This window comes from Leminorella grimontii ATCC 33999 = DSM 5078, assembly GCF_000439085.1.
Taxonomy (GTDB): Bacteria; Pseudomonadota; Gammaproteobacteria; order Enterobacterales; family Enterobacteriaceae; genus Leminorella; species Leminorella grimontii.
Window position 1 is genome coordinate 80,453 of record NZ_AUUA01000001.1, and the last position, 25,003, is coordinate 105,455.

The 25,003-nt window shown below is 50.5% G+C and carries 31 protein-coding genes and 1 tRNA gene; 19 read left to right on the top strand and 13 right to left on the bottom strand.

Annotated features, from left to right (window positions below; all coding sequences use genetic code 11):
• Positions 1-29 precede the first annotated feature (29 nt).
• Positions 30-106 (bottom strand) — tRNA-Arg (locus tag G544_RS0100420).
• A 229-nt stretch (positions 107-335) separates the two neighbouring features.
• Here G544_RS0100420 and folD point away from each other — a divergent pair.
• The 3 genes from folD to G544_RS0100435 all read left to right on the top strand — a co-directional run bounded on the left by folD (position 336) and on the right by G544_RS0100435 (position 3,370).
• Complete coding sequence (gene folD, locus G544_RS0100425; RefSeq protein ID WP_027272761.1) at positions 336-1,196, top strand: bifunctional methylenetetrahydrofolate dehydrogenase/methenyltetrahydrofolate cyclohydrolase FolD; 861 nt, start codon at positions 336-338, stop codon at positions 1,194-1,196.
• Positions 1,197-1,406: 210 nt separating this feature from the next.
• On the top strand, positions 1,407-2,591 hold the full coding sequence (locus G544_RS0100430) for an MFS transporter (protein WP_027272762.1): 1,185 nt from the start codon (positions 1,407-1,409) through the stop codon (positions 2,589-2,591).
• Between the two features lie 251 nt (positions 2,592-2,842).
• The gene (locus G544_RS0100435) at positions 2,843-3,370 is read left to right on the top strand and encodes a low molecular weight protein arginine phosphatase (RefSeq protein ID WP_027272763.1); all 528 of its coding nucleotides are present in this window, start codon (positions 2,843-2,845) and stop codon (positions 3,368-3,370) included.
• 74 nt (positions 3,371-3,444) lie between these two features.
• Here the strand turns inward: G544_RS0100435 and G544_RS0100440 are convergent, their stop codons facing one another.
• Together G544_RS0100440 and G544_RS0100445 are read right to left on the bottom strand one after the other, a co-directional pair.
• Positions 3,445-4,536: a porin gene (locus G544_RS0100440; protein ID WP_027272764.1), complete on the bottom strand. Its 1,092-nt coding sequence runs from the start codon at positions 4,534-4,536 to the stop codon at positions 3,445-3,447.
• A gap of 348 nt (positions 4,537-4,884) precedes the next feature.
• On the bottom strand, positions 4,885-5,112 hold the full coding sequence (locus tag G544_RS0100445; RefSeq protein ID WP_027272765.1) for a DUF465 domain-containing protein: 228 nt from the start codon (positions 5,110-5,112) through the stop codon (positions 4,885-4,887).
• Between the two features lie 247 nt (positions 5,113-5,359).
• On the opposite strand from G544_RS0100445, the gene G544_RS0100450 reads away from it, so the two are divergent.
• The 7 genes from G544_RS0100450 (at position 5,360) to G544_RS21490 (ending at position 8,665) form a co-directional block, all read left to right on the top strand.
• Positions 5,360-5,581, top strand: a complete 222-nt coding sequence (locus tag G544_RS0100450; protein WP_027272766.1) for a YgdI/YgdR family lipoprotein — start codon at positions 5,360-5,362, stop codon at positions 5,579-5,581.
• A gap of 208 nt (positions 5,582-5,789) precedes the next feature.
• Positions 5,790-6,050 carry a putative hemolysin gene (locus tag G544_RS0100455; RefSeq protein ID WP_051155510.1) on the top strand — a complete coding sequence of 87 codons (261 nt, stop codon included), beginning with the start codon at positions 5,790-5,792 and terminating at the stop codon, positions 6,048-6,050.
• A 313-nt stretch (positions 6,051-6,363) separates the two neighbouring features.
• Positions 6,364-6,786, top strand: a complete 423-nt coding sequence (locus tag G544_RS0100460) for a hypothetical protein (RefSeq protein ID WP_027272768.1) — start codon at positions 6,364-6,366, stop codon at positions 6,784-6,786.
• Between the two features lie 119 nt (positions 6,787-6,905).
• Positions 6,906-7,034 carry a hypothetical protein gene (locus G544_RS22565; protein ID WP_255309148.1) on the top strand — a complete coding sequence of 43 codons (129 nt, stop codon included), beginning with the start codon at positions 6,906-6,908 and terminating at the stop codon, positions 7,032-7,034.
• 309 nt (positions 7,035-7,343) lie between these two features.
• Complete coding sequence (gene leuE / locus G544_RS0100470) at positions 7,344-7,991, top strand: leucine efflux protein LeuE (protein WP_027272770.1); 648 nt, start codon at positions 7,344-7,346, stop codon at positions 7,989-7,991.
• Positions 7,992-8,051: 60 nt separating this feature from the next.
• On the top strand, positions 8,052-8,411 hold the full coding sequence (locus G544_RS0100475) for a hypothetical protein (RefSeq protein ID WP_027272771.1): 360 nt from the start codon (positions 8,052-8,054) through the stop codon (positions 8,409-8,411).
• Positions 8,412-8,434: 23 nt separating this feature from the next.
• Positions 8,435-8,665, top strand: coding sequence for a YceK/YidQ family lipoprotein (locus tag G544_RS21490; protein ID WP_081650700.1), 231 nt, complete (start codon positions 8,435-8,437; stop codon positions 8,663-8,665).
• Between the two features lie 219 nt (positions 8,666-8,884).
• On the opposite strand, the gene G544_RS22650 is transcribed toward G544_RS21490, so the two are convergent.
• Positions 8,885-9,094, bottom strand: a complete 210-nt coding sequence (locus G544_RS22650; protein ID WP_420864726.1) for an ECs_2282 family putative zinc-binding protein — start codon at positions 9,092-9,094, stop codon at positions 8,885-8,887.
• Positions 9,095-9,378: 284 nt separating this feature from the next.
• Between G544_RS22650 and endA the strand changes: the two genes are divergently transcribed.
• Both endA and G544_RS19640 read left to right on the top strand, forming a co-directional pair.
• Positions 9,379-10,080 (top strand): deoxyribonuclease I, encoded by a 702-nt coding sequence (gene endA / locus G544_RS0100480; protein ID WP_036023019.1) that lies wholly within the window; start codon positions 9,379-9,381, stop codon positions 10,078-10,080.
• A gap of 238 nt (positions 10,081-10,318) precedes the next feature.
• On the top strand, positions 10,319-10,636 hold the full coding sequence (locus tag G544_RS19640; protein ID WP_051155511.1) for a hypothetical protein: 318 nt from the start codon (positions 10,319-10,321) through the stop codon (positions 10,634-10,636).
• 295 nt (positions 10,637-10,931) lie between these two features.
• Here the strand turns inward: G544_RS19640 and prfH are convergent, their stop codons facing one another.
• The 3 genes from prfH to G544_RS0100500 all read right to left on the bottom strand — a co-directional run bounded on the left by prfH (position 10,932) and on the right by G544_RS0100500 (position 13,514).
• Positions 10,932-11,546 carry a peptide chain release factor H gene (gene prfH, locus G544_RS0100490; RefSeq protein ID WP_027272773.1) on the bottom strand — a complete coding sequence of 205 codons (615 nt, stop codon included), beginning with the start codon at positions 11,544-11,546 and terminating at the stop codon, positions 10,932-10,934.
• Positions 11,543-12,682, bottom strand: a complete 1,140-nt coding sequence (locus G544_RS0100495; RefSeq protein ID WP_027272774.1) for an RNA ligase RtcB family protein — start codon at positions 12,680-12,682, stop codon at positions 11,543-11,545. Before G544_RS0100495 ends, prfH begins: the two co-directional genes overlap by 4 nt.
• 214 nt (positions 12,683-12,896) lie before the next feature.
• The gene (locus tag G544_RS0100500) at positions 12,897-13,514 is read right to left on the bottom strand and encodes a YiiX family permuted papain-like enzyme (protein ID WP_071783216.1); all 618 of its coding nucleotides are present in this window, start codon (positions 13,512-13,514) and stop codon (positions 12,897-12,899) included.
• 212 nt (positions 13,515-13,726) lie between these two features.
• On the opposite strand from G544_RS0100500, the gene G544_RS0100505 reads away from it, so the two are divergent.
• Genes G544_RS0100505 through G544_RS21205 form a run of 6 tightly spaced genes read left to right on the top strand, consistent with a single transcriptional unit; the run spans position 13,727 to position 19,463 of the window.
• Positions 13,727-14,326, top strand: coding sequence for a CDP-alcohol phosphatidyltransferase family protein (locus G544_RS0100505; protein WP_027272776.1), 600 nt, complete (start codon positions 13,727-13,729; stop codon positions 14,324-14,326).
• An 18-nt stretch (positions 14,327-14,344) separates the two neighbouring features.
• On the top strand, positions 14,345-15,265 hold the full coding sequence (locus tag G544_RS0100510) for a phosphatidate cytidylyltransferase (RefSeq protein WP_027272777.1): 921 nt from the start codon (positions 14,345-14,347) through the stop codon (positions 15,263-15,265).
• An 11-nt stretch (positions 15,266-15,276) separates the two neighbouring features.
• On the top strand, positions 15,277-15,915 hold the full coding sequence (locus tag G544_RS0100515) for a lysophospholipid acyltransferase family protein (protein ID WP_027272778.1): 639 nt from the start codon (positions 15,277-15,279) through the stop codon (positions 15,913-15,915).
• Complete coding sequence (locus G544_RS0100520; RefSeq protein WP_027272779.1) at positions 15,912-17,669, top strand: bifunctional alpha/beta hydrolase/class I SAM-dependent methyltransferase; 1,758 nt, start codon at positions 15,912-15,914, stop codon at positions 17,667-17,669. The genes G544_RS0100515 and G544_RS0100520 overlap by 4 nt, the downstream gene beginning before the upstream one ends.
• Positions 17,670-17,724: 55 nt before the next feature.
• On the top strand, positions 17,725-19,056 hold the full coding sequence (locus tag G544_RS0100525) for a phosphatase PAP2/dual specificity phosphatase family protein (protein WP_027272780.1): 1,332 nt from the start codon (positions 17,725-17,727) through the stop codon (positions 19,054-19,056).
• Entirely contained in the window at positions 19,053-19,463 is a 411-nt protein-coding gene (locus tag G544_RS21205; RefSeq protein WP_051155512.1) for a hypothetical protein, read from the top strand. Before G544_RS0100525 ends, G544_RS21205 begins: the two co-directional genes overlap by 4 nt.
• On the opposite strand, the gene G544_RS0100535 is transcribed toward G544_RS21205, so the two are convergent.
• Positions 19,460-19,828 (bottom strand): hypothetical protein, encoded by a 369-nt coding sequence (locus tag G544_RS0100535; protein ID WP_027272781.1) that lies wholly within the window; start codon positions 19,826-19,828, stop codon positions 19,460-19,462. The genes G544_RS21205 and G544_RS0100535 overlap by 4 nt on opposite strands.
• Before the next feature lie 835 nt (positions 19,829-20,663).
• Here G544_RS0100535 and tatA point away from each other — a divergent pair.
• Entirely contained in the window at positions 20,664-20,867 is a 204-nt protein-coding gene (tatA, locus tag G544_RS0100540; protein WP_027272782.1) for a Sec-independent protein translocase subunit TatA, read from the top strand.
• Between the two features lie 66 nt (positions 20,868-20,933).
• Here the strand turns inward: tatA and lipA are convergent, their stop codons facing one another.
• The 5 genes from lipA to dacA all read right to left on the bottom strand — a co-directional run bounded on the left by lipA (position 20,934) and on the right by dacA (position 24,856).
• Positions 20,934-21,899 carry a lipoyl synthase gene (gene lipA / locus G544_RS0100545; protein WP_027272783.1) on the bottom strand — a complete coding sequence of 322 codons (966 nt, stop codon included), beginning with the start codon at positions 21,897-21,899 and terminating at the stop codon, positions 20,934-20,936.
• Positions 21,892-22,563 (bottom strand): lipoyl(octanoyl) transferase LipB, encoded by a 672-nt coding sequence (gene lipB / locus G544_RS0100550; protein ID WP_027272784.1) that lies wholly within the window; start codon positions 22,561-22,563, stop codon positions 21,892-21,894. Before lipB ends, lipA begins: the two co-directional genes overlap by 8 nt.
• 127 nt (positions 22,564-22,690) lie before the next feature.
• Positions 22,691-23,110, bottom strand: coding sequence for a VOC family protein (locus tag G544_RS0100555; protein ID WP_027272785.1), 420 nt, complete (start codon positions 23,108-23,110; stop codon positions 22,691-22,693).
• A gap of 152 nt (positions 23,111-23,262) precedes the next feature.
• Positions 23,263-23,526 carry a DUF493 family protein YbeD gene (gene ybeD / locus G544_RS0100560; protein ID WP_027272786.1) on the bottom strand — a complete coding sequence of 88 codons (264 nt, stop codon included), beginning with the start codon at positions 23,524-23,526 and terminating at the stop codon, positions 23,263-23,265.
• A gap of 118 nt (positions 23,527-23,644) precedes the next feature.
• Positions 23,645-24,856 carry a D-alanyl-D-alanine carboxypeptidase DacA gene (dacA, locus tag G544_RS0100565; RefSeq protein ID WP_027272787.1) on the bottom strand — a complete coding sequence of 404 codons (1,212 nt, stop codon included), beginning with the start codon at positions 24,854-24,856 and terminating at the stop codon, positions 23,645-23,647.
• Positions 24,857-25,003: the final 147 nt, after the last annotated feature.

The following is a 25,003-nucleotide window of genomic DNA, read 5'->3' on the forward strand; positions in this document are numbered from 1 at the left end:
AGCGTCTTTTGATGCTATCGTTGATTTAATGGCGCCCCCAGAAGGATTCGAACCTTCGACCTACGGCTTAGAAGGCCGTTGCTCTATCCAGCTGAGCTATGGGAGCGTTGGGATGAGCGACGCGAGAAAGGCGTCAGTGGGCTCGAATTATACGGCTCTTCCTCGGAAGGTCAATGATTTTAGGCGCTAACTGGCCGATAATGCGCCGCTTCTTTCGTAACTGAACATAACGTGACCGTTTCGCCTGAGGCAATTAATCTTAACTTACCCCTGACAGAACGTTCTTCATCTGACAGAATAGGTCCCCCGTGATTAAACAGTGGATCGATTCTCAGATGTCAGCAAAGATTATTGATGGTAAGGCAATTGCTCAGCAGCTAAGAGCGGAGATTGCCGCTAGCGTACAAAAGCGAATTCAGGCGGGCAGAAGGGCGCCCGGTTTGGCCGTTGTTCTGGTTGGGGAAAATCCCGCATCGCAGATTTATGTCAACAGTAAACGACGCGCCTGTGAAGAGGTTGGCTTCCTTTCCCGCTCGTTTAATCTGGACCACACCTGTTCTGAGAATGAACTGCTCACTTTGATCGATTCCCTAAACAATGACCCGCTGATTGACGGCATTTTGGTTCAGCTTCCGCTGCCGGAGGGGTTTGATAACACTAAGATCCTTGAGCGCATCTCTCCGGAGAAGGACGTCGACGGCTTCCATCCTTATAACATCGGCCGCCTGTGTCAACGTACTCCGAAGCTCCGTCCCTGCACGCCGCGCGGCATAATTACCATGCTGCAGCGTTGTGAAATTAACACGTACGGTCTGGATGCGTTAGTTATCGGCGCTTCCAATATCGTCGGTCGCCCCATGGGGCTGGAGCTGCTGCTGGCCGGCTGTACGACAACAGTGACTCATCGCTTCACGCAGAATATGGAGAAAAAGGTGAGAGAGGCCGATCTGATCGTCGCGGCCGTTGGTCGCCCCGGGTTCGTGCGCGGCGAGTGGATTAAACCGGGCGCTATCGTTATCGACGTCGGCATTAACCGGCTGGAAAGCGGTAAAGTGGTCGGTGACGTAGAGTATGAAACGGCGGCAGAGCGCGCGGCTTGGATTACGCCGGTTCCCGGAGGTGTGGGGCCGATGACGGTGGCGACGCTGATGCAAAATACGCTACAGGCCTGCGAGATGTATCACGACCCGATGTAATCATCATTGAAAGCCGCTCTTTCTGGGCGGCTTTGTTGCATTGATGGCCTCTATTTTCCCTCGATTTAAATGCCCCTGCGGCGCTTCAGTTCCCCCTTTTGTCGAATGAGCGTTTCGATACTATTCTGATTTCATATGCGTTCTTAATAATGTGTAATAGGTGCTATTACCTACTACTGCATCTCTCATAAGCACTTAAAGGGACTCATGATGTCTTCGCGTTTTGCGACGCTAAAACAGATACCCGGCGGCGTCTGGACTATCGGCTTTGTCAGCCTGCTGATGGACATTTCTTCTGAGATGATCCACAGCCTGCTGCCGCTTTTTATGGTCACGACGCTTGGCGCTCCTGTGGTATTGATAGGGCTCATCGAGGGGCTGGCGGAAGCGACCGCGCTTGCCGTGAAGGTATTTTCCGGTGCGATAAGCGATTACATTGGTAAACGAAAAGGGCTGGCGGTGCTGGGATATGGCCTCGGGGCGTTGAGCAAGCCGCTTTTCGCTTTGGCCTCAACGTCTGGAATGATTCTCAGCGCCCGTTTGATAGACCGTTTGGGCAAGGGGATCCGCGGCGCCCCGCGCGATGCACTGGTTGCCGACATTACGCCAGCGGAAATCAGAGGGGCCGCATACGGCTTAAGGCAGTCGCTGGATACGACAGGCGCATTTCTGGGGCCTTTACTGGCCGTAGGGTTAATGCTGTTATGGAGCAACGACTTCCGCACTATTTTCTGGGTCGCCGCCATTCCCGCATTTTTGGCCGTGGCGTTGCTGTTTTGGGGGCTTCATGAGCCTCGTACTCCTGTTGAACACCGCCGCACAAACCCTATCAAGAAAGAGAGCCTGAAACGCCTTGGCGGCAGCTGCTGGTGGATTATTTTCTTGGGCGGCATATTTACGCTTGCTCGCTTTAGCGAAGCATTTTTAGTTTTACGCGCACAGGAAGTGGGGATCTCCCTGGCATTGATCCCGATGGTGATGGTAGCGATGAACGTAGTGTTTTCAGTCACCGCCTATCCTTTTGGCCGCTTGTCCGACACGATGAGCCATCGTCGCATATTGCAGCTTGGGCTGTTCGTTCTCGTGGCTGCTGACGTCGTGCTCGCGATGAGCCATAGCTGGCAGGGCATTATCTTGGGCGTTGCGCTGTGGGGCATTCACCTGGGGATGACTCAGGGCCTGTTTAACGCCATGATAGCCCACGCAGCGCCGGCCGATTTACGGGGCACGGCGTTTGGCATTTTTAGCCTGATAAGCGGCGGCGCGATGCTGCTGGCGAGCCTTGGCGCAGGCCTTCTGTGGGACGTTTGGGGCTCTGCGTCAACGTTTTTTGCGGGAGCCGCTATTTGTTTAGTCACGTTAATCGTTACTCAATATACGCCCCGAAACGCCTGACGTTTATTCTTACCGAGCCTGAGTTATTGAGGCCCTGTATTGATTATTCATTTGAAAGATAAAGTGAAAGCTAATATAGGATCTGTTGCCCAGCGTGCCCTTCAATCGTATATTTGTTGTTCTCTCTTTTCGCATCGTATTACTACCAGGGAACAGAGGGAGCTTTAGTTGTAGTAAAAGCATCAGGGGCGATTTTCCTACGTTCGGGGTTTCGCCGTCGATAAAACGCAGCATATACAATAAGGAATAGCATGAAACTGAATCACTTGATGATTGCTGGCGCACTGTCGCTTTTCAGCATGATAGCTTCGGCCGCAGAGCCGCTGGTGACCTTCGTTTGTACCGGAAATACCGGTCGAAGCCCGATGGCGGAGGCGCTGGCCTCAGACCTGATTAAAAAGGACGGTTTGAACGTTCTTGTTCAGTCGCGGGGCGTAAACGTCGACCCAAAAGAAACTACGCCGGAAAAGGGAACGGTAACCGTGCTTAAAGAGCGCGGCATCGATATTTCCCATCATCAGGCGACTCAGCTTACGCAGGCCGACGTCGACACGTCGACGCTTTTGCTGACGATGACGCAAGGGCATAAGGACAAGATTTTAGCCAACTTCCCGGCGGCGAAGGGCAAAGTCTATACGCTCGCCGAGTTTGCCGCTAACCGGCAAGAGGATCTTTCTGACCCATACGGTAAGCCGCTGGAAGCCTATAGAACGGTAGAAAAGCAGCTGGACGAACTGCTGCCTTTGGCGCTTAAGAAGATTGCTCAGGATAAAAAATAGCGTGATGAGCGCGGGTGACCAACAGAAAAGGCGCATATGCGCCTTTTCTCGTTTATACCGTCGTTAATCGAGTATTAGAACTGATAAACGAACGCGACGGAGACAATGTTGTCAGTGGAAATGCCAGCGTCTTTGGTAAAGGCGTTGTCGTCTAACATGTTAATCTTGTAGTCAACCTTGGCCGCCATGTTTTTGTTGAAGTAGTAGTTTGCGCCTACATCAATATAGTTAGTCAGCTCTTCGCTGTTATACGTTTTGCCGCCTACGTCGTGCTGAAGATCTTTACCCTTAGAGTAAACCCAGGCCAGTGAAGGTTGCAGGCCGGAATCGAACTGGTACTGTGCGACGATTTCGATATTTTGCGTCTTGTTGGCGACGGTATCATCTTCACCGTAAATATTCATGTTATACGTTTGGGCATAGAGGGCGGCCAGATAAACGTTGTTTTCGTCGTACTTGAAGCCGGCGCTTACTGCGTCAGCGCGATCGCCTTTCCCGTCTTCCGTTTGCGCATCCGTTCTGTCGGATGACGCATAGGCTACGCCGAAAGAAAGACCCATACCCAGATCGTACGTCGTCGACATGCCCCATCCATCGCCGTTGCGGTCGGTGCCGTTGCGATCGTTTTTGTCATTGCGCCCCTGATATTGGACGGCAAAATCCAGGCCTTCAACCAGGCCGAAGAGGCTCTTATTACGATAGGTGGCCAAATTACCGGCTCGCTGAGTCATGAAGACGTCGGTTTGCTGGTAGGAGTCGCCGCCGAATTCAGGTAGAACGTCCGTCCAGCCGCCAATGTCGTAGAGAATACCGTTGTTACGGCCGTAGTCGAAGGAACCCGCGTCGCCCACTTTAATGCCCGCATAGGCGTAGCGAGTGGTCGAACCGTTGTCGCCGCTTTCTTCCGACGAGCTGGCGGTCAGTTCCGCCTGATAGTATCCATAGCCAGTGATTTGGTCGTTTACCTGCGTTTCGCCCATGATGCCGAAGCGAACGTAGCTGTTGTCGCCGTCTTCACCGTCGCCGTTAGAGAAATAGTGGTTTCCTTCAATTTGACCAGAGATGTCCAATTTGTTGCCGTCTTTATTGTACATTTCGGCGGCGTTTGCCGCTCCCGCCACCATCATTACGGGCAGCAGCCCTGCCAATAGTCTGTAGTTTTTCATTATTTTTTCCTTGAGTTGTAAGCTGATTGAATCAACCGCAATGCGTTAGAGGAAAGGTTTAACGAGGCGATTTTTCCACTTTGCATCGTTTTTTATTGAACCAGACAATAGGTCGATAGACAATATTAATGATAATTATTTTCATTATCATTTGCTCTGAGTCAAAAGTGTAAAAGGTTGACGGGGATCGGGCGGCGAGTGTGGGCGAAATGGTGAATATAAAGATCGTGATTACAGGAAATGAGCGAAGGTGTGGAACATAACAGCCCCGCGATCAGGGCTGTGTTCAAGGTAAATATCAATTACTCTCGTCAGAAGAGCAAAATAGCGCTCTGAATGGAAGAGAGTTTACGCCTCAGCGCTTCTATCCTGCTCGCGCAGAATGCGATAGAGCTCATCTTTAATGCGTAGTTTTTCTTTTTTTAGTTGGGATATTTTTTCGTTTAGAGCATTGCCTCCCTGGGCTTCTAGTCTAAGTATTTCATGGTCTAACACATTGTGCTTTTCAAACAGAGAATGAAAGCGAGGATGGACAGTTTTGAGACGGGAGATCAGCGCTCTATATTCTGGAAACATAGTACCTCCTTGATGGTTGTTTAACCGCTTTACCACTATAACAAGCCTCTAGCCCTTTAGATTAGAGCCCAGTCACAAAGTCAATCACCTATAGAATCAGCCATAGAAGGCCGATTGGCGCGAGAGAGGGAAGATATTTAGCATTAGTTGTTTATCAGAGTGAAGAGATTCGGACTATGTTAATAGTAACCGGTATCGTTTTTGCATCACCTACCGGGCGTTAACCGAACAGTATGAGGACTGAATGATGGTGAAGAAATTTATGATTATGGCGGCCGGTGTTGCGCTGCTCTTTGGCCTTTCGGGCTGTGCAAGCCAGTACGTTATGACCACGAAAACCGGCCAGACTATCGTAACGCACGGCAAACCCGAGTTGGATAAAGAAACCGGCATGACGCGTTATACGGATCAGGACGGTAACGAACACCAAATCAATTCAGCGGACGTCGCTGAGCTGGTGGAAAAGTAATTTAAGATCGTTTTTGCATACCGTGTCTCTGCACATGCGTCGGGGGCATCGGTATGTTTTAAGATAATTTGATTTTTACTTAGTCACCTGTGTTATCGTCTATGATTGAAAGTAACGTAACGGTTGTTCCGGCGAGCCAGCACTGAAAGCGCGGCCTGCGTGACGTTCATATATGTATCGATGTCTTTCAATAGATGGAGATTAAAGCATGGGGAATAAGGTAAAAGCGTTTTACGTTGCCGCCAGCCTGCTGGCCATATCGGCTATTCAGGGCTGCTCATCTGAAGCGGAACGGTCAAACTCGCCGCGCATTGGCGGGCAGGGAAATCCAGCCGATGTTTATTGTGTAGAGTCTGGAGGGAAGGTTATTCCCAAGCAGAATGCGCAAGGCGCCTACTCCCTTTGTTCTTTCCCTGACGGCGTCCAGGTTGATACCTGGGAACTCTATCGGGCGAATCACAAGGGATAATCCTACTTTTTGACTGTACTTAGAAAAGTGAATTCGCCGGAGTGCGATTCACGTATTGACTTACCTATCGTTGTATAATATTTTATATATCGATTAAGCACATCCTCACCGAATGGCTTGATTAGATATACTGTTAAATTGCTCGCTTTGCCCCGATCGCCATCGGGGCTTTTCTTTTTTTATTGTTCTCAACGTTCAAAAAGAAAAGACGTTGATCTAAAAATCATCTTTTTAGCTACGCCGCAGCCGTTCTATTTTCTGGTGCTTTGTCATATGATGTCGCATTGAAATTCAGTCATATAGGGATAGAGCAATGGCAGGAGAGCACCGCTGGCTTCGTTCTGGAAAAACGTTAGGAAAGGTTGTTATATTAGCCTCGGTAGCGTTGGCGGGTGAGGTATTAGCAAAACCGGAGATGAACGAGAAGCAAAAGTGTAAGGCTGCCATCGCCAGCTACTTTGAACTCGACGGTCGTGAAATTAATAGCCGTATTTCCATTGTCGAGCAGCGCAAAAGCGGCGGTTACATCCTCGCGTTCAAAAAATCCCAGCAGAGGACGTTTAAATACCTTTGTCGTACTGATGGTAATCGAATCGTCTGGGGAGATGCGCAAGAGATGTTTGGAACGATGGAAATGACCTACCGAATGACAGCAAACAGCAACGTTGAGGTTAGCTATGTGGATGACACTACGCTGAAAAAGAACACGCTGAAGTATCGTCTCAGCGATCTGTGAAATCATTGCTCTGAACTATACTAAAAGCAGCGTCAGGCTGCTTTTAGCCTATGACAGGAGCACAATAGATGGCCGGTTTACCTCTTTTCATGTTTGTTATTTTTCCTGCGGCGCTGGCTATGTCTATCAGATATGTGGCCAGACTGTGGGGAAAGACGCTCTCCTTTCTTCCCCTTTTCCTTTCTCTGGCGGCAATCAGCTTTGTGCTGTCAGTAGGTTACGTTGTCTATCATTATGGGCTGTCTTAGTCAAAAAATAGGTATACATCAGCGTGAATTTAGCTTTACGCTTCGGCAAACGATACCTGCTAAATTTCTTTTGCAGCCTCTAAATATCATACCTTTATCTGATTAAAAATTATTATTGGAATTTAATTTCAATCTAATGCCTTATTTTTAGTTCATGTAGCCATGATTATCGAATTTATTGGTTTTAAATTGTTTTTAGTTGCGTTGATTTTGGTTTATTAGTCTGTATATTTCTGTCGTGTGAACCTATGAGCGGAGCGAGGCGCGAACGACCTCGTTCTCAACGGCGAACGGTGGAGAAGAGAGACTATGTTTGAAAGCATGGGAGTTATTAACCTGTGGACTTATATTATTGGCGTGATCTTCATTACGCTGGTGCCGGGGCCAAATTCGCTGTTTGTGCTAACCAGTAGCGCCAAGCACGGCGTTAAAGAAGGCTATAAGTCTGCCTTTGGCGTTTTCTTGGGGGACGCGACGCTAATATTTTTGGCATTTCTCGGCGTGGCGTCACTGGTTCGCACATCACCTCTCTTCTTCAGCGTCGTTAAGTATGCGGGAGCCGCTTATTTACTCTATCTGGGGGGCTCGATTCTTTATTCTACGCTTATCGGACGTAACAATAGAGAAGAGCGGGCTGCATCTGTAGGCCTGTCGAAAGCTAACTGCTTTAGAAAGGCGCTGCTGCTGAGCGTCACAAATCCCAAAATGATCATATTTTACGTTTCTTTTTTCGTTCAGTTCGTCGATCCAGCCTATCCAGGAACGGCAATGCCGTTTTTTATTCTGGGCGCTATTTTAGAAACGTTCAGTATGATATACCTGTCGGTGCTCATTTTTAGCGGCGCAACGCTGGCCGCTATGCTAAAACAGCGCTATAGTCTTGCTCGTTTATCGCATGGTTGTATAGGAACGCTTTTTCTGGCCTTTGGCCTGAAGCTTGCGTTGACGACATCGTAAGCTCGCTGAGTTTATATCGGCGTCAGTTTTCAATTAGGGAAGTCACAAAGAAGGGATGCAATGATGAAAAAACGCCTGTTTTTTATGCTTATCGGCGCCGCAGGGTTAGCGGCTTCAATGAGCGCGCCGGCCGTTCAGGCCGAAAGCTATCAGGTCTGTGTTGAAAAGTATACTGATGCGGCTGGCCAACGCGCCGTATCTTTTAACGACTGCCGTGGCAATGACTACTATTTTAATTCGCGGCCCGCTCGTTCTGGCGCTGTTACTTCAGGTTCCGATCGTCGCTCGCGGGTTCGAGTCGTTGATGAATCAACGTATGCGGTAGACCGCTGGTGTGATGATTCCGGCTGCTACCGGATCCGGAACAGGCAGGATATGTGCGTCCTTGAGGTTACCGGAGAAGTCATTCCCTGTCAGTAAATGCGAAAAGAGAAGGAAGGCGCATGCGAATCAGAGCAGGGCTTTTAGCGCTCGCGTTGGTCTGTTTGGCCGGATGTGGCAGCTTTGCCAGCCGATTTAACGGACACGGAGACGAATACTATTCTGGGGTACAGTACTCGCTTGATAGAGCCAGAGAAGGTTATCCCGCATATTATGTTGACGTACCGTTCTCTTTTTTATTTGATACGGTAATGCTTCCGGCAGATGCCATTCGTATAGAATCTTCTCGGTAGCTGGATTTATAGAAAAACACCCTGTTAATTATTACAGGGTGTTTATCTGTTGGGATCTAGATAACTCTTTAAATACGCTAATTATTAGCCGGTACACATTGCTTAATTTTTTTATAAAACTAGTATTTGTTATTTTTAATTTACAACTCTTCTGCATTTGTTAATTAATGTATTAGTTTGTCTTGTAGGCCAGTTTGCTATGTAATGGCCTGAAGCTATTTAAATAGCAGGAGCGCCTTCCGTAATTTTCCTTTGTATTATCAGCTGCATTCTCCTGATTTTATGCTCAGTAATATCGCGAAGCGCAACAGTTTTGTAACATCTTGAACATATTGCCCCATGTATATCATCCAGGGTTTTTACCGGATGATTTGAGCGGAATGAGTCGCAACCACACTTTGAGCATTGAAACGTAAAGTCAGGACACATAGAAACCTCTCTATATGAAGGGTTACTTTGTTAGCGCTAGTTATACCATATACCCCCACTAAATACAGGTGTTCTTTAGTACACTTAAGGAGTTTTTTCATTTCCAATAAAATAGTATTTATTTCTATATTATATATAAACTGGGAAACTCTTTAGGCGTTTCTATTTAAATTAATTTTGTCCATATAACGTGTTTTTCTTTTTTTAATCTTTCCTGACGGTTGTTCGATACGGCTAAATCCGCTACTCTTCCGGCTTTGCCGCTGTTTCTGAGCTTTCATGTTATGCGTTGTCCTGCCGTATTATTGCTTTTTATCATCCTGTCACCGGCGTCTGGTTATGGAAAGGACGCATCGCCAAACATCAGCTTTAGCCAGGCGAAACGTCTGGCCGTTGAGATTCATAAAGAGAAGGCGCTGACGTTTTACTGTGGATGTAAAATTCGATGGCAGGGAAAGAAGGGCATTCCGGATTTAAAATCTTGCGGATATAAAATCCGCCATAACGCGGAGCGTGCTCGACGCATTGAGTGGGAGCACGTAGTGCCTGCTTGGCAGTTTGGCCACCAGCGACAGTGCTGGCAAAACGGCGGAAGGAAAAACTGTACTAAAGACCCGGTTTATAACGTCATGGAGACGGATTTACACAACCTGCAGCCCTCTATCGGCGAAGTAAACGACGATCGCTCCAACTTTCGATTTGAGCAGTGGAACGGCCTTGGCGAGCAGTATGGGCAATGCCAAATGAAAATCGATTTCAAAGATCGCGCAGTTGAGCCACCGGAACGAGCTCGGGGGGCGATTGCGAGAACCTATTTTTATATGAGAGATAGATACCGGCTAACCCTGTCCAAGCAACAGGCGGAACTGTTTCGCGTATGGGATATGTTATACCCGGCAACGTCTTGGGAGTGTGAACGCAACAGGCGCATTTTACAGGTGCAGGGCAACGACAATCCCTATGTGACCAAACGCTGTAAAAGATAGCGTTTATCAAAGCATTTCATCGGGCCTAGTGAGGGTAAAGGCGTTCACTGATAGCATAAAATTTTTTATACCCGGTAATAGGATAAACAACTTACCTATTAATTAAATAAAGGGGTATTGGAAACGCTTTCACTGATACTACTCATATTAGTTATTTGATGATATAATTTTTAAAGAACAAGCATGATGTTGTTCTAACTGGTTATTTTAAATAAACATATTTCAAGGAAATGAATACATGAAACCTTCTCGCATTCTTCTTTCTTCTGTTGTTGCTTTTTCTCTGTTGGCTTTAAGCGGCTGTGGTGAAAAGGACAAGCCGGCTGCACAAGCTGATAATGGTTTACCTGCCGAGTGCAATGAGTATGTAAATACCATCACCGCCTGTGTAAACAAGCTGGGCAAAGACAACAAAGCAATGGCCGATCAGTTCAAGACTCAAATGGATCAAGCTACCGAGTCCTGGAAGCAAATGGCTGATAAAGAAGCGCTGAAGAATAGCTGCAAAGCCGCGATGGATGCGTTCAAGCCGACCCTGTCTCAGCTGGGCTGCTAATTTTGCTCATTATCACACCGCGAGAAATTGCGGTGTGATGTGTTTCCTCCCCTCATTCTATCTTTATCAAAGTTCGCTACTTATTCTCAAAATGAATAAGCCTTTTCCCCGCGTTTTCTTATTTCTGATAACTTATTAAGTGCACGCTTTCCGTTTTTATTTATTTTTCATAAGTAAATATAGCCATAATGTTGCCAATTAGTATATATAACGTAACGTGATATTATCTATTTATATCTAATTTAAAATAAAACCGCTTTCCTTGAGGAAAGCGGCCTTATTTCTTTACAGTCGGTTATGCCGGTTTAAATGCTTCACCTTTAAACACTAAAGACGGATTTCCTCGTTCAATATGATGATGGAAAAGACGGCGCTCCGCCTTTTGCGTCGAGATGGCCTGCTGTTCCAACTGGCTCAACCGGTGGGATATCAACAAAACGGCGAGCTTTTTGTTGGCGTGCTGGCTCCGCTCGGACTGCACCTTCACGCTGATACCGCTGGTTGAATGCGTTGCTCTGATCGCTGAGTCCGTCTTATTAACGTGCTGCCCGCCTGGGCCAGACGCCCTAAGCGTTTCAAAGCGGATTTCGCCTTCCAGAGCGGAGCTAGGCCGTTCGAAGCGAGCGATGCCGATATACCAGTTTTTACGCCCGTAGTGGGGGCGATAGGGGCTTTGACATGTCCACAGCAGGGCGCCGCACCAGCGTTTTGCCAGCTTTTCGGCACTTTCGCCATAAAGGGCTACCAGCGCCGAGCGCAGAGTGCCCCGATGTCGTCCCGGTTCTAGTTCCAGACGTTCCAGCTTCACATTTGACGCATCGGCTTCTTTATGCAGTCTGTCCAGCGCCTTACTAACGGCCAGGCAGCACTCTTCCGGTCCTTGGGCAGAGGAGAGTTGTAGCAATATCATTCGCTTTTTCCTCCGCTCGTCTTGTAGGTCAACATCGGCTTAAGGCGGGCGATTGGAACGACTAAACCTGCGCCAGTCAGGGTATCTACTACGCTGTCTATTGACTTATAGGCCTGTGGCGCTTCTTCATAAATAAGCTGCCTGTCCTGACAGATGACTCTGCTTCCCATTGCCGTTCGGCTCAGCTGTTCTGGCGTAAAGCGTGCCGACAGCCGGTTTTTACAGTCAGAACGCATCCATTTACGGCCTGCGCCGTGGGCGAGTGAATGGAGGCTGCTTTCTGATAACCGTGGCTTAACCAGATAGCTATAGTCGCCTCGTGAACCGGGTATAATAACGGCACCCCGGTCGGACGGCGTCGCACCCTTACGGTGTAGCCAGCCATCGCTGCCGCCTATTTTGCTCGGCTCAACCAAATTATGATGAACGTCGACTATCCGTTGACCTTCAGTTCTGATTTGTTCCAGCATGCGCAACGCGATCAGGCGCCGATTTTCTTCAGCAAAGCCTAACGCCTGCCGGTGAGCGTCAAGATACTGCTTTGCATCTTCGCCGTTTTCGAGCAGGCCGCGGTGGCCAAAACGTTCAACGTGATCGCGCAAGATAGCCTGTCCTAATCCGCGTGAGCCGCTGTGTACTAACAGCAGTAGGGCGCTTGCATCAATTGAAAGCGCCTCTGCTTCATCGCTGTTGTAAACGGTATCAACCGCTTGCAGTTCGGCAAAGTGGTTGCCGCCGCCGATAGAGCCCAGCGAGTTATAAAAGGGATGTTGCTGCATCGACGACAGGGCGTACGTTTCCAGCCATTCCGTCGCAGCAAAATCACCAAGGCCGGACAGCCTCTTTTCAAGCTTATCCAGGCGGGCCTGCTTTAACGTCATAGACGTTTGCCAAAGCCCCATGCCGCAACCAATGTCATTGCCTACAAGTGCAGGGTAGAAGCAGCCCGTGGAGAAAAATGCGGCGCCGACGGGGTATCCTCTGCCGGGATGCAAATCCGGCATGCCGACGACGCTGACCATTCCCGGCATTGCGGCGGTAGTTTGTAATTGTTGGATCGCTAAACCTTCGATCCAGAGGTCATCCGACGCGATATAGGATGCGCGCTCGGATAGGGGACGAATAAAATTGCCCATATACCAATCCATAGAAAGGTGAATAAAAATAAATGGAGTTGGCAGGCCGAAGCCAGGGGGAGTAACTGAAAGGTAATTAGCCCTGAATACGCCTGCAAAGGGTAATGTGTTGAACTTGCTGCATGACATACCTCCTTTGCGGGTAAATGAATATTAAGATACAAAATGATGAAAAATCGCGCGCATCGTAGTGCGCGCCGACGTAAATAGCAAGCTATTTTTCTGCAACCGTATACAGCTGCCCGGCGTCGAACATCGCCTGAGGGGATATTACCGTTTCGTTTAGCGGTATGCGGTCGCCGTAGCGTTCTTTCAGCTTGGCCTTGACGGCTGGGGAATTGAGATTAAAGTCGCCCAGTTTTTGCAGTTGGCCGATGTTCATGCCTAGCGCGTTAGAGTAGATTTTCCACACGACTTCCGAGCAGTACTGACGTTCGTCAGACCAGGAAAAGGTTAAGTCATAGGGCTTACCCACATAGCGTTCTGCCGTCTGCTGTAACCGTTTTTGCTGGTCGGAGGAAAGCCCCGCTTTAACCCTCTTGGCGACGAATTTTCCATCCACGCCTCGGGCAATCCAAACGTCCAGCGGCGTATAGGTGACGCGTCTGGACGCTTCAAAAACGTAGGGCTTCTTATCGCGAATGACGACCATACCCATGTGGCTATAGGGGGAACCGGTTGCCTGTTGGATCGCCAGGCTTTGTGAAGAACGGGAGGTGTGAAAAATGATATCTCCCGTCTGGGGCTCGTAGCCATGGCCCGTCGGAATGACGAAAGCGAGTAGCGCAACAAAAAGAAAAGCGTAAAGATAAATGTGGCGATGAGAGGCCATATCGTCAACGTCCTGTGTTGATGGTTTGGGCGGCAGAGTAGCGGGCGATAGTGAAGCCACTGTGAAGTTTTGTCAGGCATTTAAAGCGAATGGCAGTGAAATGTTACAATTTATGCCGTTAGTTCCCTAAAAAATGTATGCATTCTTATTGATTGAGGAGAGTGGCTATTGTAGCGTGGTGGCATTAAGGTTCGGCATAGATAAAGGGAATTATGACGGTATACGATCTTAAGCCTAAGTTTCAGGCTCTGCTGCGGCCTCTGCTCCACAGGCTGTATCGCGCCGGTGCGACGGCAAATCAGGTTACGCTAGCGGCGCTGGCGGCATCAGTCATCGTTGGCGCGCTGTTGGCGTCTTTCCCCTATTCTTCGCTGTATTTCATCCTGCCCGTTTTTCTTTTTATTCGCATGGCGCTTAACGCAATAGACGGCCTGCTGGCGCGAGAGTTTAATCAAAAGTCAAAGTTGGGCGCGCTGTTAAACGAAACGGGCGACGTTTTGTCTGATGCGGCGCTTTACCTTCCCTTTGCGCTGCTGCCCGGCGCCTCGCTCTGGCTGGTGGTGCTGGCGGTATTTTTAGCTGCGATGACCGAGTTTTGCGGCGTGTTGGCGCAGACGATAGGCGCTTCCCGACGCTACGACGGTCCCATGGGGAAAAGCGATCGGGCTTTGGTCTTTGGCGCTTACGGGCTGGCGATTGCCCTGTGGCCGCAGCTAATGGCATGGAGCTGGCTGGTGTTCGCCGCAGTCAGCGTTTTGTTGGTATGGACCTGCTTAAACCGCTGTCGCAGGGCTCTGGCGGAAGTTCGCTAATTTTCAGGGAGTAGTAAGATGAGTCCAATACTCATTCGTGCGCTGCTGATCCTGTTTGCGCTGCTGGTTGTGGCCAGCATAACGATTAGGATTTTGGCCCGCCGTTCGCCGGAAAAGGACTGGAGCGAACTCAAAAAGCGTATTGCCACCTGGTGGTGGATTGTTATCGTTTTTTCTCTGGCCGTGGCGACGCCGCGCGGGGTGTCTCTTACCGTTTTTGCGATAATCAGCTTCCTGGCGCTAAAAGAATTTTTGACGCTTATTCCTACTCGCCGATCTGACAGCATGCCGCTCCTTTGGGCCTATATCGCGATCCCGATCCAGTACTATTGGATTGGTATCGAGTGGTACAGCATGTTTCTAGTGTTTATTCCGGTTTACGTATTTCTGTTTTTACCGATGCGCATGGTGCTTATCGGCAACAATAAGGACTTTCTCCGCTCCGCGTCGATGCTGCATTGGGGCGTAATGACAACGGTATTCGCCATTAGCCACGTTGCCTATTTGACCGTGTTGCCGAGCAAGACGCCGGAAACCGGTCCGCTTTTGGTTATTTACCTGGTGGCGCTGACCGAGTGTAACGACATCGCTCAGTACCTGTGGGGAAAAAGCCTGGGGCGCATAAAGGTCATTCCTAAAGTCAGTCCGAATAAGACGCTGGAAGGGCTGCTTGGCGGGATAGCCACCACGATGGTTATTGCCTGGCTGCTAGGGGGCGTATTGACGCCGCTGTCGGGCTGGGAGTCCGTCGGTATGGGCTTCCTTATCGGCATTACCGGCTTTATCGGCGACGTTGTCATGTCGGCCGTGAAACGGGATATCGGCGTTAAGGACTCCGGCAGCATACTGCCGGGGCACGGCGGCATTCTCGACCGGCTGGACTCTCTAATTTATACCGCGCCGCTGTTTTTCCACGTGCTGTACTACCTGCATTTCTGAGAGGAGGTCGCGTGAACCCATGGCTGCGTCGCCTGTTTGTGATTCTGGTGGCTTATCCCGTCGTGTTGGCCTGGCTTGGCGTTTCGGTGATTAATCGTCGACGCCTTCCTTTGCAGGGGCCGGCGATTGTTATCGCCAACCACAACAGCCATCTGGATTTACTCACGCTGCTTACTTTGTTTCCGCTGTCTAAGGTGCATTTGGTACAGCCCGCGGCGGCGGCGGACTACTTCTTAAAAAATCGCCTGATGGCTTGGTTCGCTACCCGCGTGGTGGGCATTATTCCCGTTGTCAGAGGGGGAAACCCGCGTGAGAACGATCCGCTGGCCGGCTGCGCGCAGGCGTTGCGGAATGGAAGTATTCTGGTCCTTTTCCCCGAAGGGACGCGCGGCGAACCAGAAACGCTGTCGGCGTTTAAATCGGGGCTGTGGTATCTGTGCCGCCAGTTTCCCGAGGTGCCGATAACGCCGATATTTATGTATGGCCTTGGAAGAGCGATGGGAAAGGGGCAGAGGATCCCGGTTCCCTTTTTTATCGACGTATTTATTGATGAGCCCGTCTATTGTCATGAAGAAAAGGACGCGTTTATTCAGGCATTACAGGAACGTTTTTTGACATTACAGAACAGAGCACAAGGGAGTAAGCAATGAGTCTATCTCAACCAAGAACGGCGCAAGAGCGCTGGTTTAAGACCTCTGATGGAACAGAGCTGTTTTTTCGCCACTGGCAGGCCGAAAGCGCGCCGTCAGATCGCGTAGTCGTACTTTTTCACCGGGGCCATGAGCATTCGGGCCGCCTACAGCACATTGTTGACGAACTGGAGATGGGCGACGTCCCTATGTACGCATGGGATGCCCGCGGGCACGGCAAGTCGCCCGGCCCTCGTGGGCATAGCCCAAGCCTGGGGCGCTCGGTGCAGGACGTTGACGAATTTATTCGCTACGTGGTGCAGGATAGCGGAGTGCCGATGGAAAACGTGGTCGTCATTGCGCAGAGCGTTGGCGCCGTGCTGGCCGCCACATGGGCTCACGACTTTGCGCCTAAAATTCGCGCGCTGATCCTGGCGTCGCCAGCGTTTAAAGTGAAGCTTTACGTGCCGTTCGCCCGCCCGGGTCTGGGATTGATGCAAAACTTCCGCGGGCTGTTTTATGTTAATTCCTACGTGAAGGGAAAATATTTGACCCACGACGAAGCGCGTATCGAATCGTTTAATCAGGATCCTCTGATAACTCGCGCCATCGCCGTAAACATTCTGCTAGAGCTATATAAAACTTCTGAACGTATCGTAGCCGACGCCTCGGCTATTACCGTTCCAACTCAGCTTTTGATATCGGGTGACGACTATGTGGTTCACCATAAGCCCCAGCACCAGTTTTATGAGCGCATCAACGCGCGAATTAAGGAGAAGCACGTTTTGGGCGGCTTCTACCACGATACGCTGGGAGAGAAGGAGAGGCGACTGGCGTTCGATAAAATCCGCGCGTTTATTGACCGCGTTTTTGCTCAGAAGCCGGAATATCACGACTATTCAGACGAAGACCGTTGGAGCCATACGGCGGACGAATATCGCGAGCTGCAGGCGCCTCTGCCGCACTGCTCGCTCAGGCGCTATGCCTATGTGGGCATGCGCAAGGCGATGGCGTCTCTCGGCACCTCGTCTAAGGGCGTTCGCCTGGGCTTTGAGACCGGTTTTGATTCCGGCAGTACGTTGGACTACGTTTACCGCAATCAGCCCGAGGGCGACAACGCCTTTGGCCGCTTTATCGATAAGATTTACCTCAACAGCATCGGCTGGCGCGGCATTCGCCAAAGAAAAGTCAATATCGAGTCGTTAATAGGCCAAGCGATTGCCGAACTGCAGGCCAAAGGAATGCCGGTGCGCATCGTTGACGTCGCCGCCGGCCACGGCCGCTATATTCTTGATGCGATCGGCGATGCGCAGGGCGTGGAGTCTATTTTGCTTAGAGATTACAGCGAGCTGAACGTCGCCAAAGGCAATGAGATGATTGTCGAACGCGGTTTGGAAGATAAGGTCCGATTCGTCGTTGGCGACGCTTTTAACCGCCAAAGCCTGGCGGAGCTTACGCCCGAGCCGACGCTGGGAATTGTCTCCGGCCTTTATGAGCTCTTTCCCGACAACGGGCCGGTTCAGGCTTCCCTGATGGGGCTGGGGGATGCGATCCCATCAGGCGGCCTACTGGTTTATACCGGTCAGCCGTGGCATCCGCAGTTGGAAACGATAGCGCGCCTGTTGACCAGCCACCAAAGCGGCAAGCCGTGGGTGATGCGACGCCGCACGCAGGGCGAAATGGACTTTCTGGTTGAAAAAGCCGGCTTTACGAAACGCCTGGAGCTGATTGACGACTGGGGTATTTTTAGCGTCTCAATTGCGGAAAAACGCTGAGAGAGAGGCAATGGCGGCGGGCGCCGCCATTGCCTCCCGGAGCAAATAACGTTTTATGAAAGAGTGCGCATTAACCCCAAACTTTAGGCGAGAGCTGTGGCCAAAGGCGCTGCTTTGGCTTCTGTTTCTGGGACCCTACTTCTTTTTAACCTACGGCCAGGTGAATCAGTTTACGGCCACTCGAAGCGACGTGGCTACGCTGGTCTTCGGCTGGGAATCCGCTATTCCGTTTTGGCCCTGGACTATCGTACCGTACTGGAGCATCGATCTTCTGTACGGCATTTCCCTGTTCGTTTGTACTTCACGTCGCGAGCTGTGGATTCACGGCTGCCGCCTGGCGCTGGCGTCAACGGTCGCCTGCCTTGGCTTTTTACTGTTTCCTCTGCGCTTTAGCTTTGTTCGACCAGCGAGCGACGGAGCATTCGGCTGGCTGTTTGCGCAGCTGGAGCTGTTCGATTTACCGTACAATCAGGCGCCGTCCCTGCACATTATTTTGCTTTGGCTGCTGTGGCTGCGTTTTTACCCGCACGTTGCGCCGCGCTGGCGTTGGCTGCTGCACGGCTGGTTCGGCCTGATTGGCGTTTCCGTATTGACTACCTGGCAGCATCACGCGATCGACGTTGTGACCGGGCTTTTTGTCGGTATGATAATCAGCTATGCGTTGCCGATGGCAAAAACCTGGCGCTGGCGGCCGAGTCGAGATCCGTTTGCTCGCCGCCTGGCAGGCTATTACGCTATCGGCTCCGCCGCGTGCGCGCTGTTTGCCGTTTTCCTGAGCGGCGCAGGCTGGCTACTCCTTTGGCCCGCTTTCGCACTGCTGATGGTGGCGTTGGGATACTGCGGTTTGGGGGACGCCGTGTTCCAGAAAAACAGGCAAGGTCGGGCTTCGCCCTCTGCCCGCATTTTGCTGGCACCCTATTGGGCAGGCGCGTGGATTTCGTTTCGCTACTTTAGCGCAAAGTATTCCGTAAGCAGCGACGTGACGCAGGTCGTCGCGTTGGGGAGCTATCCCAGAGGGCGCGTAGGGGCCAGCGCCGTATTGGATATGACTTCTGAATGGCCCCGTAGTCGTCACGTTGCCCACTTACCCTATATCGCCTGTCCACAGATGGACCTGCTGGCGCCAAGCGTCGAAGAGCTTCAGCGAGCGGTGCTGGCGCTTAATCAGCTTCAGGATAGAGGAAAAGTATTGGTTCACTGCGCGTTGGGCCTTTCGCGCAGTGCGACGGTGGTTGCGGCATGGCTTGTTCAACAGGGGAATGCTGAGTCCATTACGCAGGCCGTCGCGCAGGTTCAAAGGGCGCGCCCTGGCGTGATACTCAGGGAGTCTCACGTTGAGGCGTTAACCCAGTGGTCGCTTAAGTATATTAATAAGGAGCCGACGTGATAAAACATCCTATGGCAGGCGAAGTGCTGCTTGCGGCGCTGGGCGGTTGGCGCTATTTGGCCGCCCTCTCCGGAGGCGGAGGCGTCTTTATTTTGGGCCTGCTTCACGGCGGCGACTACGCTCCGATGTTGCTCGCACTGGCTTTAGCCTGCGGGCTGTGCGCGCAGTATTACTGCTGGCGAGTATGGATGGACTGCCGCCTGTTTAGGCTATTGTATAGCTACCCTGAACAAGAAGAAGAGTTTGACGCCGCGCTGGGGCAGTTTTGGGGAAGGGGCGTTAAGCCCCGTTCGGATATGGCCGCACGCTGGCAGGGCGCGCGGCGCCTGTTTATTCTGGCTGCCGCAGGCGTTGTAGGGCAGTGGATATTCATTCTTATCGCGATCCTTTGGCCTGCCGTCGGCTAAGTCGACGTTTTTCTTTTTGCTAAGACGTGTTTTCCGGATTTGCCGCCGACTAACGCTATATTCTTAATATGCTTTTGGTCTATTAGCGCAGAAAAAACGCGTCTCACTGTGCCTTCACTTAGTCGACTCTCTAACGCAATTTCCTTATAGGAAGGCATAACTTTATATTGGGAAATAATGTGATAAATATAGGCCTGTATGGCCGAAGGAAATACGTCAAGATAGTTGAGATCAAAATCAAGAGTACTCTGTTTGTTAATCTTATAGATTCGCGTCCTTTGGCTATCAAATCCTTCTTTTCCTATGGTTCCTTCCTGTTCCAGCGATTTTAGCGCTCTTAAAATTACGCCCTTATCCGTTCTCATTTCTTCCGCCATTCGGCTCAAAGATACGGCAACTTGCGCATTGGGAGACGACTGAGACCGTGATGAGAGGTAGTCATGTAAGAGAATAGAATATATTTTCAACTTATATTATCCATGCTTTTGAGGTGAGTTTATTAAATAGGAATAGTGGGCTATTTCTTTCCCGATATATTAACGAAATAAGTAACTTGCCTTTTATATTTCCGCTAAGAGGGATTGTAATGGCTAAATATAGAGAGTCAATTTATCCATGTTTAATTTTTATTTGTGCATGAAGATTGAAGCGGGCGTTATTGTATTACGTTTTTTTGTACAATACTTTTATTTTAAGGATAGGTGAGTGATAGCATAAAGGCAGCATTTATTTATGCTGAGAAGTAAAAACATACGGGATTCTTACGCTATATAATTTCGAAATAATAGAGTCAACTTATAGATTAATGTAAATGTTAATCATTTTCATTTTTGTTTATTCGAGTAATTTGTTCTATTAAGAAATTATCACATATTATTATAAAATATGGATTGGATATTACCTTTGGCCAGTTTTTTAGGTGCTTAACGTATGAAATAATAGATTCGCCTTTTTATAAAACCGATATGAAGTCGACATTTTTTGTTGGAAATGCGTTTTATGGCGCTCTTTTGTCAAACGGGATATTTCTTGTCTTTTGATAATAAGCGTTTTTTTTAATCTGTTACATTTCAATATTGTGATTAATCGCTATTTGGCGTAAAACAGAGGTAGGCTTAGGCTGTGTCTTGTTGCTGCGTAATGGCGAGGCATAGTCTGATGACGTTGAACTCATCCAAGAAATAAAGTAAGAAGGTTAATATGGCCGGTATAAGCATTACTAAGCTGTTAATCATTGGGGCGCTGATTGTCCTGCTGTTTGGTACTAACAAACTGCGTACGCTCGGTAGCGACCTTGGTGCGGCAATCAAGGGCTTTAAAAAAGCTATGGATAACGATACGCCATCCAGCGACGCTGCCAGTGAAACTCACGCTCCTCAGGTAGAAAACAAGAAAGTTTCTTAAGAAGCGAGTTTCATCTTCGCAGAGAAAAGCGTGCCGTGAAGGCGCGCTTTTCTTGTTTATGCGACGCTACTTAACCTCTACGCCCTGCGCCTGCAGGTCTGCGTGGTAGGATGAACGGACGAACGGGCCGCAGGCCGCGTGGGTGAAGCCCATCTCCAGCGCTTCAGCCTTTATTTCATCAAACTCTGCGGGGCTAACGTAGCGCTGAACGGGAAGGTGATGTCGGCTGGGCTGTAAGTACTGCCCTAACGTCAGCATTGTCACGCCGTGAGCGCGTAAATCGCGCATGACGTCCAGAATTTCTTCATTGGTTTCCCCCAAACCGACCATCAGGCCCGATTTAGTCGGAATGTCCGGATGCGCTTCTTTAAAGCGCTCAAGCAGCTTTAACGACCAATGGTAGTCTGCGCCGGGGCGAACCTGCCTGTACAGACGAGGCACATTTTCCAGGTTATGGTTAAATACGTCGGGCGGAGATGTATTCAAAATCTCCAGCGCGCGTTCCATTCTGCCGCGAAAGTCGGGGACCAGCGTCTCTATTCTGATATTAGGGCTGTGAGCGCGAATGGCGCTGATGCAGTCGACAAAGTGCTGAGCGCCGCCGTCGCGCAGATCGTCACGGTCAACGGAGGTGATAACCACATAGCGCAATGCCATGTCTTTAATCGTTTGCCCCAGCTTTTGCGGCTCTCCCGAATCCGGCGGCATCGGCCTGCCGTGGGCGACGTCACAGAACGGGCAGCGTCGGGTGCAGATTGCGCCAAGGATCATGAACGTTGCCGTGCCGTGGTTAAAACATTCCGCCAGGTTAGGGCATGAGGCTTCCTCGCAGACGGAGTGGAGGCCGTTTTTTCTCATTGCGGACTTGATGCCCTGAATGCGGGTTGAATCCGCAGGCAGTCTGATTTTCATCCATTCAGGCTTACGTAGAATCTCCTGCGATTCGCTCTCGACGGCTTTTACCGGGATTAGGGCCATTTTGTCGGCGTCGCGATACTTTACGCCGCGCTCTATCTGAATGGGTTTACTCATAGTCTTTAAGATTCCAATTGCCGGACTCGGTTTGTGCATAACCAAGTCGTTGAGTGAATGCCTGTACTAAAATTGGGGATACTTCATTGAAGCTTACCGAAGGGTTCAGCTGTTTTATCTGGGTCATCCGCATGCCGGCATAGCCGCAGGGATTAATGCGCGTGAAGGGCTCAAGATCCATATCTACGTTGAGCGCCAGCCCGTGAAAAGAGCAGCCGCGACGAATGCGAAGCCCCAACGAGCAAATTTTGCTGCCGTCAACGTAAACGCCGGGGGCATCTGGGCTCGCCGCGGAAGCGATATTGAAGCAGTTGAGCGTTTTGATGACCGTCTCTTCCAGCGCCGTAACCAGCTCGCGAACGCCGACCTTTTTTCTTTTCAGGTCAACAAGCACGTACATCACCTGTTGGCCGGGGCCGTGATAGGTTATCTGGCCGCCGCGATCGCTTTGAACGACGGGAATGTCTCCGGCGGCCAGCACGTGCTCCGGTTTACCCGCCTGCCCTTGGGTGAAAACGCGCGGATGCTGAACGAGCCAGAGTTCGTCAGGCGTCTGGGCGTCGCGCCGGTCGGTAAAGCGGTGCATGGCGTCGGAAACGGCCTGATAGGGTTGGATCCCTAGTTGCCGCAATATAAGCACGTTTTGTTGCAAGGAAGTCATCATAACGTTAAAAAATGATGACGTTATTATACCCGCCGTTTATTCATAGCTCCAGACGAAATCGGGACATCGGGCTTTTATTGTGCGATTGAGGGAAAATTTCGGTAAATTTTCTCAACGGCCATAAAATTCAGCCGTCTATATCGCTCATAATCATCCAGCTGACGCCAAAGCGGTCGAGCACCATACCGAATCCGCTGGACCAAAAGGTCGCCTGAAACGGCTGTGTTACTCTACCGCCGGACGCAAGCGATTTGAATAGCCTTTCAGCGTCTTTACGGCTGTCGGCGTGCAGGGTGAGGCTAAATCCGTTGAAGTCGGGATAGTTGTCGTCGCACTTGCCGTCAGAGGCCATAAACTGGCTTTCGCCGATCCGTACGTTGGCGTGCATCACTTTATTTTGCCACTCTTCGGGAATGGGGTCCGAATGCGGCTCGGGGGAGTCTTTATAACGCAGCAGGTAGGTCACTTCGGCGCCGATGCTTCTCTGGTAGAACTGTAGCGCTTCTTCACAGTTACCGGCAAAGAACAGATAGGGTTGCAGCTCCATAATAGTTCCTCTCGAATACGTACTGCGGGGGCTATGCTTCAAGCATAGTGCGGGTAAGGTGGTGTCGCCAGTTGGGGGGAGGGCATGCTAAAAAAGAAAGAGCCAGGCCTTGGCCTGACTCCTCTTATCGCATTGACGGCTTTGCTAAACGCCTACAGCACCATGCGGACGATCTCAATTTTACCCAGCTCTTCGTACAGCGTTTCCACCTGCTCAATGTGGGTAGCGGTGATCGTAATGGAAACAGAGTGGTAGTTTCCTTTGCTGCTGGGCTTTATCTGCGGATTGTAGTCGCCGGGCGCGTGACGCTGCACGACCTCTACCACCTGGTCGACCAGCTCCGGCTTGGCCAGCCCCATGACTTTATAGGTAAAAGAGCAGGGGAACTCGAGCAGTTCATTCAGTTTTGTTTTCATGGCGACTCCACGGTGTTAATAAGAGAAAGCCGTAAAATAACGACTCCCGCAAAGCGGGAGTCAACGTCATTCGGCCATGTAAGCTATATGGTGGCGATGGCGGTTTTTTCAAGTGCCATTAGCCAAACCAGCGGTGGAACATCAGCTTCACGTGATCGACCATGCGGCTAAAGAATCCGCCTTCCTGAACGTCGTTCAGAACGACAAGCGGGCGCTGTTCAATCGTTTTGCCGTCCAGCTGGAAGTTGATGGTGCCTACGACCTGGCCTTTGGTTAACGGCGCGTTGATTTCGGGGTCGGTCAGCGTATAGCTGGCCTTAAGATCGTTCAAGCGACCGCGAGGAATAGTCAGCGCCGCGTTCTTATCGATACCCAGTTGAACGCGATCGGCGTCGCCAAACCAGACCGGCTCGGAGGCGAACTCTTTACCCGCCTGCAGAGGGGTAACGGTTTCAAAGAAGCGGAAGCCCCAGGTCAGCAGCTTTTTGCTTTCCGCTTCGCGCCCTTTAAACGTACGTCCGCCCATGACGACGGAAATCAGGCGCGTGTTGCCTTCCGTAGCGGAGGCAACCAGGTTGTACCCTGCCGCTGAAGTGTGGCCGGTTTTGATACCGTCGACGTTGAGGCCGGTGTCCCACAGCAGGCCGTTACGGTTCTGCTGCTTGATATTATTGAAATAGAACTCTTTCTCTTTATATACGGAATATTCGTCCGGTACGTCGCGAATAAGCGCTTGGCCCAGCAGGGCCATGTCGCGGGCCGAGCTGTATTGGCCCGGCGCATCAAGTCCGTGAACGGTTTCAAAATGGGTGTTCTTTAACCCCAGCGCCTGAACGTAGTTGTTCATGATGTTGACGAAGGCGTCCTGACTGCCGGCTACGTGCTCAGCCATTGCAACGCAGGCGTCATTGCCTGATTGAATGATAATGCCGCGGTTGAGGTCGGAGACTTTAACCTGCGTTCCCGCCTGTAGGAACATCAAAGAAGAGCCTTTAAAGACCGGATTGCCCGTTGCCCACGCCTCTTTACTGATCGTCACGTTGTCATCCAGGCTGATTTTCCCGGCCTTAATGCTTTGACCAATAACGTAGCTGGTCATCATTTTGGTCAGGCTGGCGGGGTCTCTGCGGGTGTCAGCGTTCATTTCGGCCAACACTTTGCCCGAGTTGTAGTCCATCAGAATGTAGGACTCCGCGTCTATCTGCGGCACTGCAGGGATAACGGTGGTGAGATTAACGTCGTTAGGATCCGCTGCGACTGCGCCGCTGAGGGTAATCAGCGCGCCTAACGTCAGGCTTTTAATTAACGGATGGCTAAATTTTTTGTACATAAAGGTCTGTTTCATAAGCGGGACAACACTATCCGTAAAGGGTTAAAAACGGCCACAGTATAACAAGTGGCAATCGAGAGAGCATCCTGATAGGGCCAAAAAGACCGTCCTGATGCGGTTAAGCGGTTGCGATAAGCAACGAACGTT

What these genes read in the sequence shown, in the direction of transcription:
- endA (WP_036023019.1), top strand. Translation starts at nt 9,379, where the DNA reads ATGCGTTGTCCTGCCGTATTATTGCTTTTTATCATCCTGTCACCGGCG.
- G544_RS0100475 (WP_027272771.1), top strand. Translation starts at nt 8,052, where the DNA reads ATGATGAAAAAACGCCTGTTTTTTATGCTTATCGGCGCCGCAGGGTTA.
- G544_RS0100495 (WP_027272774.1), bottom strand. Translation starts at nt 12,682, where the DNA reads ATGGGCAATTTTATTCGTCCCCTATCCGAGCGCGCATCCTATATCGCG.
- G544_RS0100520 (WP_027272779.1), top strand. Translation starts at nt 15,912, where the DNA reads ATGAGTCTATCTCAACCAAGAACGGCGCAAGAGCGCTGGTTTAAGACC.
- G544_RS0100455 (WP_051155510.1), top strand. Translation starts at nt 5,790, where the DNA reads ATGGGGAATAAGGTAAAAGCGTTTTACGTTGCCGCCAGCCTGCTGGCC.
- folD (WP_027272761.1), top strand. Translation starts at nt 336, where the DNA reads ATGTCAGCAAAGATTATTGATGGTAAGGCAATTGCTCAGCAGCTAAGA.
- G544_RS22650 (WP_420864726.1), bottom strand. Translation starts at nt 9,094, where the DNA reads ATGTGTCCTGACTTTACGTTTCAATGCTCAAAGTGTGGTTGCGACTCA.
- G544_RS0100535 (WP_027272781.1), bottom strand. Translation starts at nt 19,828, where the DNA reads ATGAGAACGGATAAGGGCGTAATTTTAAGAGCGCTAAAATCGCTGGAA.
- G544_RS0100505 (WP_027272776.1), top strand. Translation starts at nt 13,727, where the DNA reads ATGACGGTATACGATCTTAAGCCTAAGTTTCAGGCTCTGCTGCGGCCT.
- lipB (WP_027272784.1), bottom strand. Translation starts at nt 22,563, where the DNA reads ATGATGACTTCCTTGCAACAAAACGTGCTTATATTGCGGCAACTAGGG.
- G544_RS19640 (WP_051155511.1), top strand. Translation starts at nt 10,319, where the DNA reads ATGAAACCTTCTCGCATTCTTCTTTCTTCTGTTGTTGCTTTTTCTCTG.
- G544_RS0100430 (WP_027272762.1), top strand. Translation starts at nt 1,407, where the DNA reads ATGTCTTCGCGTTTTGCGACGCTAAAACAGATACCCGGCGGCGTCTGG.
- leuE (WP_027272770.1), top strand. Translation starts at nt 7,344, where the DNA reads ATGTTTGAAAGCATGGGAGTTATTAACCTGTGGACTTATATTATTGGC.
- ybeD (WP_027272786.1), bottom strand. Translation starts at nt 23,526, where the DNA reads ATGAAAACAAAACTGAATGAACTGCTCGAGTTCCCCTGCTCTTTTACC.
- G544_RS21490 (WP_081650700.1), top strand. Translation starts at nt 8,435, where the DNA reads ATGCGAATCAGAGCAGGGCTTTTAGCGCTCGCGTTGGTCTGTTTGGCC.
- G544_RS0100450 (WP_027272766.1), top strand. Translation starts at nt 5,360, where the DNA reads ATGGTGAAGAAATTTATGATTATGGCGGCCGGTGTTGCGCTGCTCTTT.
- G544_RS0100435 (WP_027272763.1), top strand. Translation starts at nt 2,843, where the DNA reads ATGAAACTGAATCACTTGATGATTGCTGGCGCACTGTCGCTTTTCAGC.
- G544_RS0100460 (WP_027272768.1), top strand. Translation starts at nt 6,364, where the DNA reads ATGGCAGGAGAGCACCGCTGGCTTCGTTCTGGAAAAACGTTAGGAAAG.
- G544_RS0100445 (WP_027272765.1), bottom strand. Translation starts at nt 5,112, where the DNA reads ATGTTTCCAGAATATAGAGCGCTGATCTCCCGTCTCAAAACTGTCCAT.
- G544_RS0100440 (WP_027272764.1), bottom strand. Translation starts at nt 4,536, where the DNA reads ATGAAAAACTACAGACTATTGGCAGGGCTGCTGCCCGTAATGATGGTG.
- G544_RS22565 (WP_255309148.1), top strand. Translation starts at nt 6,906, where the DNA reads ATGTCTATCAGATATGTGGCCAGACTGTGGGGAAAGACGCTCTCCTTT.
- G544_RS0100555 (WP_027272785.1), bottom strand. Translation starts at nt 23,110, where the DNA reads ATGGAGCTGCAACCCTATCTGTTCTTTGCCGGTAACTGTGAAGAAGCG.
- lipA (WP_027272783.1), bottom strand. Translation starts at nt 21,899, where the DNA reads ATGAGTAAACCCATTCAGATAGAGCGCGGCGTAAAGTATCGCGACGCC.
- G544_RS0100500 (WP_071783216.1), bottom strand. Translation starts at nt 13,514, where the DNA reads ATGGCCTCTCATCGCCACATTTATCTTTACGCTTTTCTTTTTGTTGCG.
- G544_RS0100510 (WP_027272777.1), top strand. Translation starts at nt 14,345, where the DNA reads ATGAGTCCAATACTCATTCGTGCGCTGCTGATCCTGTTTGCGCTGCTG.
- G544_RS0100525 (WP_027272780.1), top strand. Translation starts at nt 17,725, where the DNA reads ATGAAAGAGTGCGCATTAACCCCAAACTTTAGGCGAGAGCTGTGGCCA.
- tatA (WP_027272782.1), top strand. Translation starts at nt 20,664, where the DNA reads ATGGCCGGTATAAGCATTACTAAGCTGTTAATCATTGGGGCGCTGATT.
- prfH (WP_027272773.1), bottom strand. Translation starts at nt 11,546, where the DNA reads ATGATATTGCTACAACTCTCCTCTGCCCAAGGACCGGAAGAGTGCTGC.
- dacA (WP_027272787.1), bottom strand. Translation starts at nt 24,856, where the DNA reads ATGTACAAAAAATTTAGCCATCCGTTAATTAAAAGCCTGACGTTAGGC.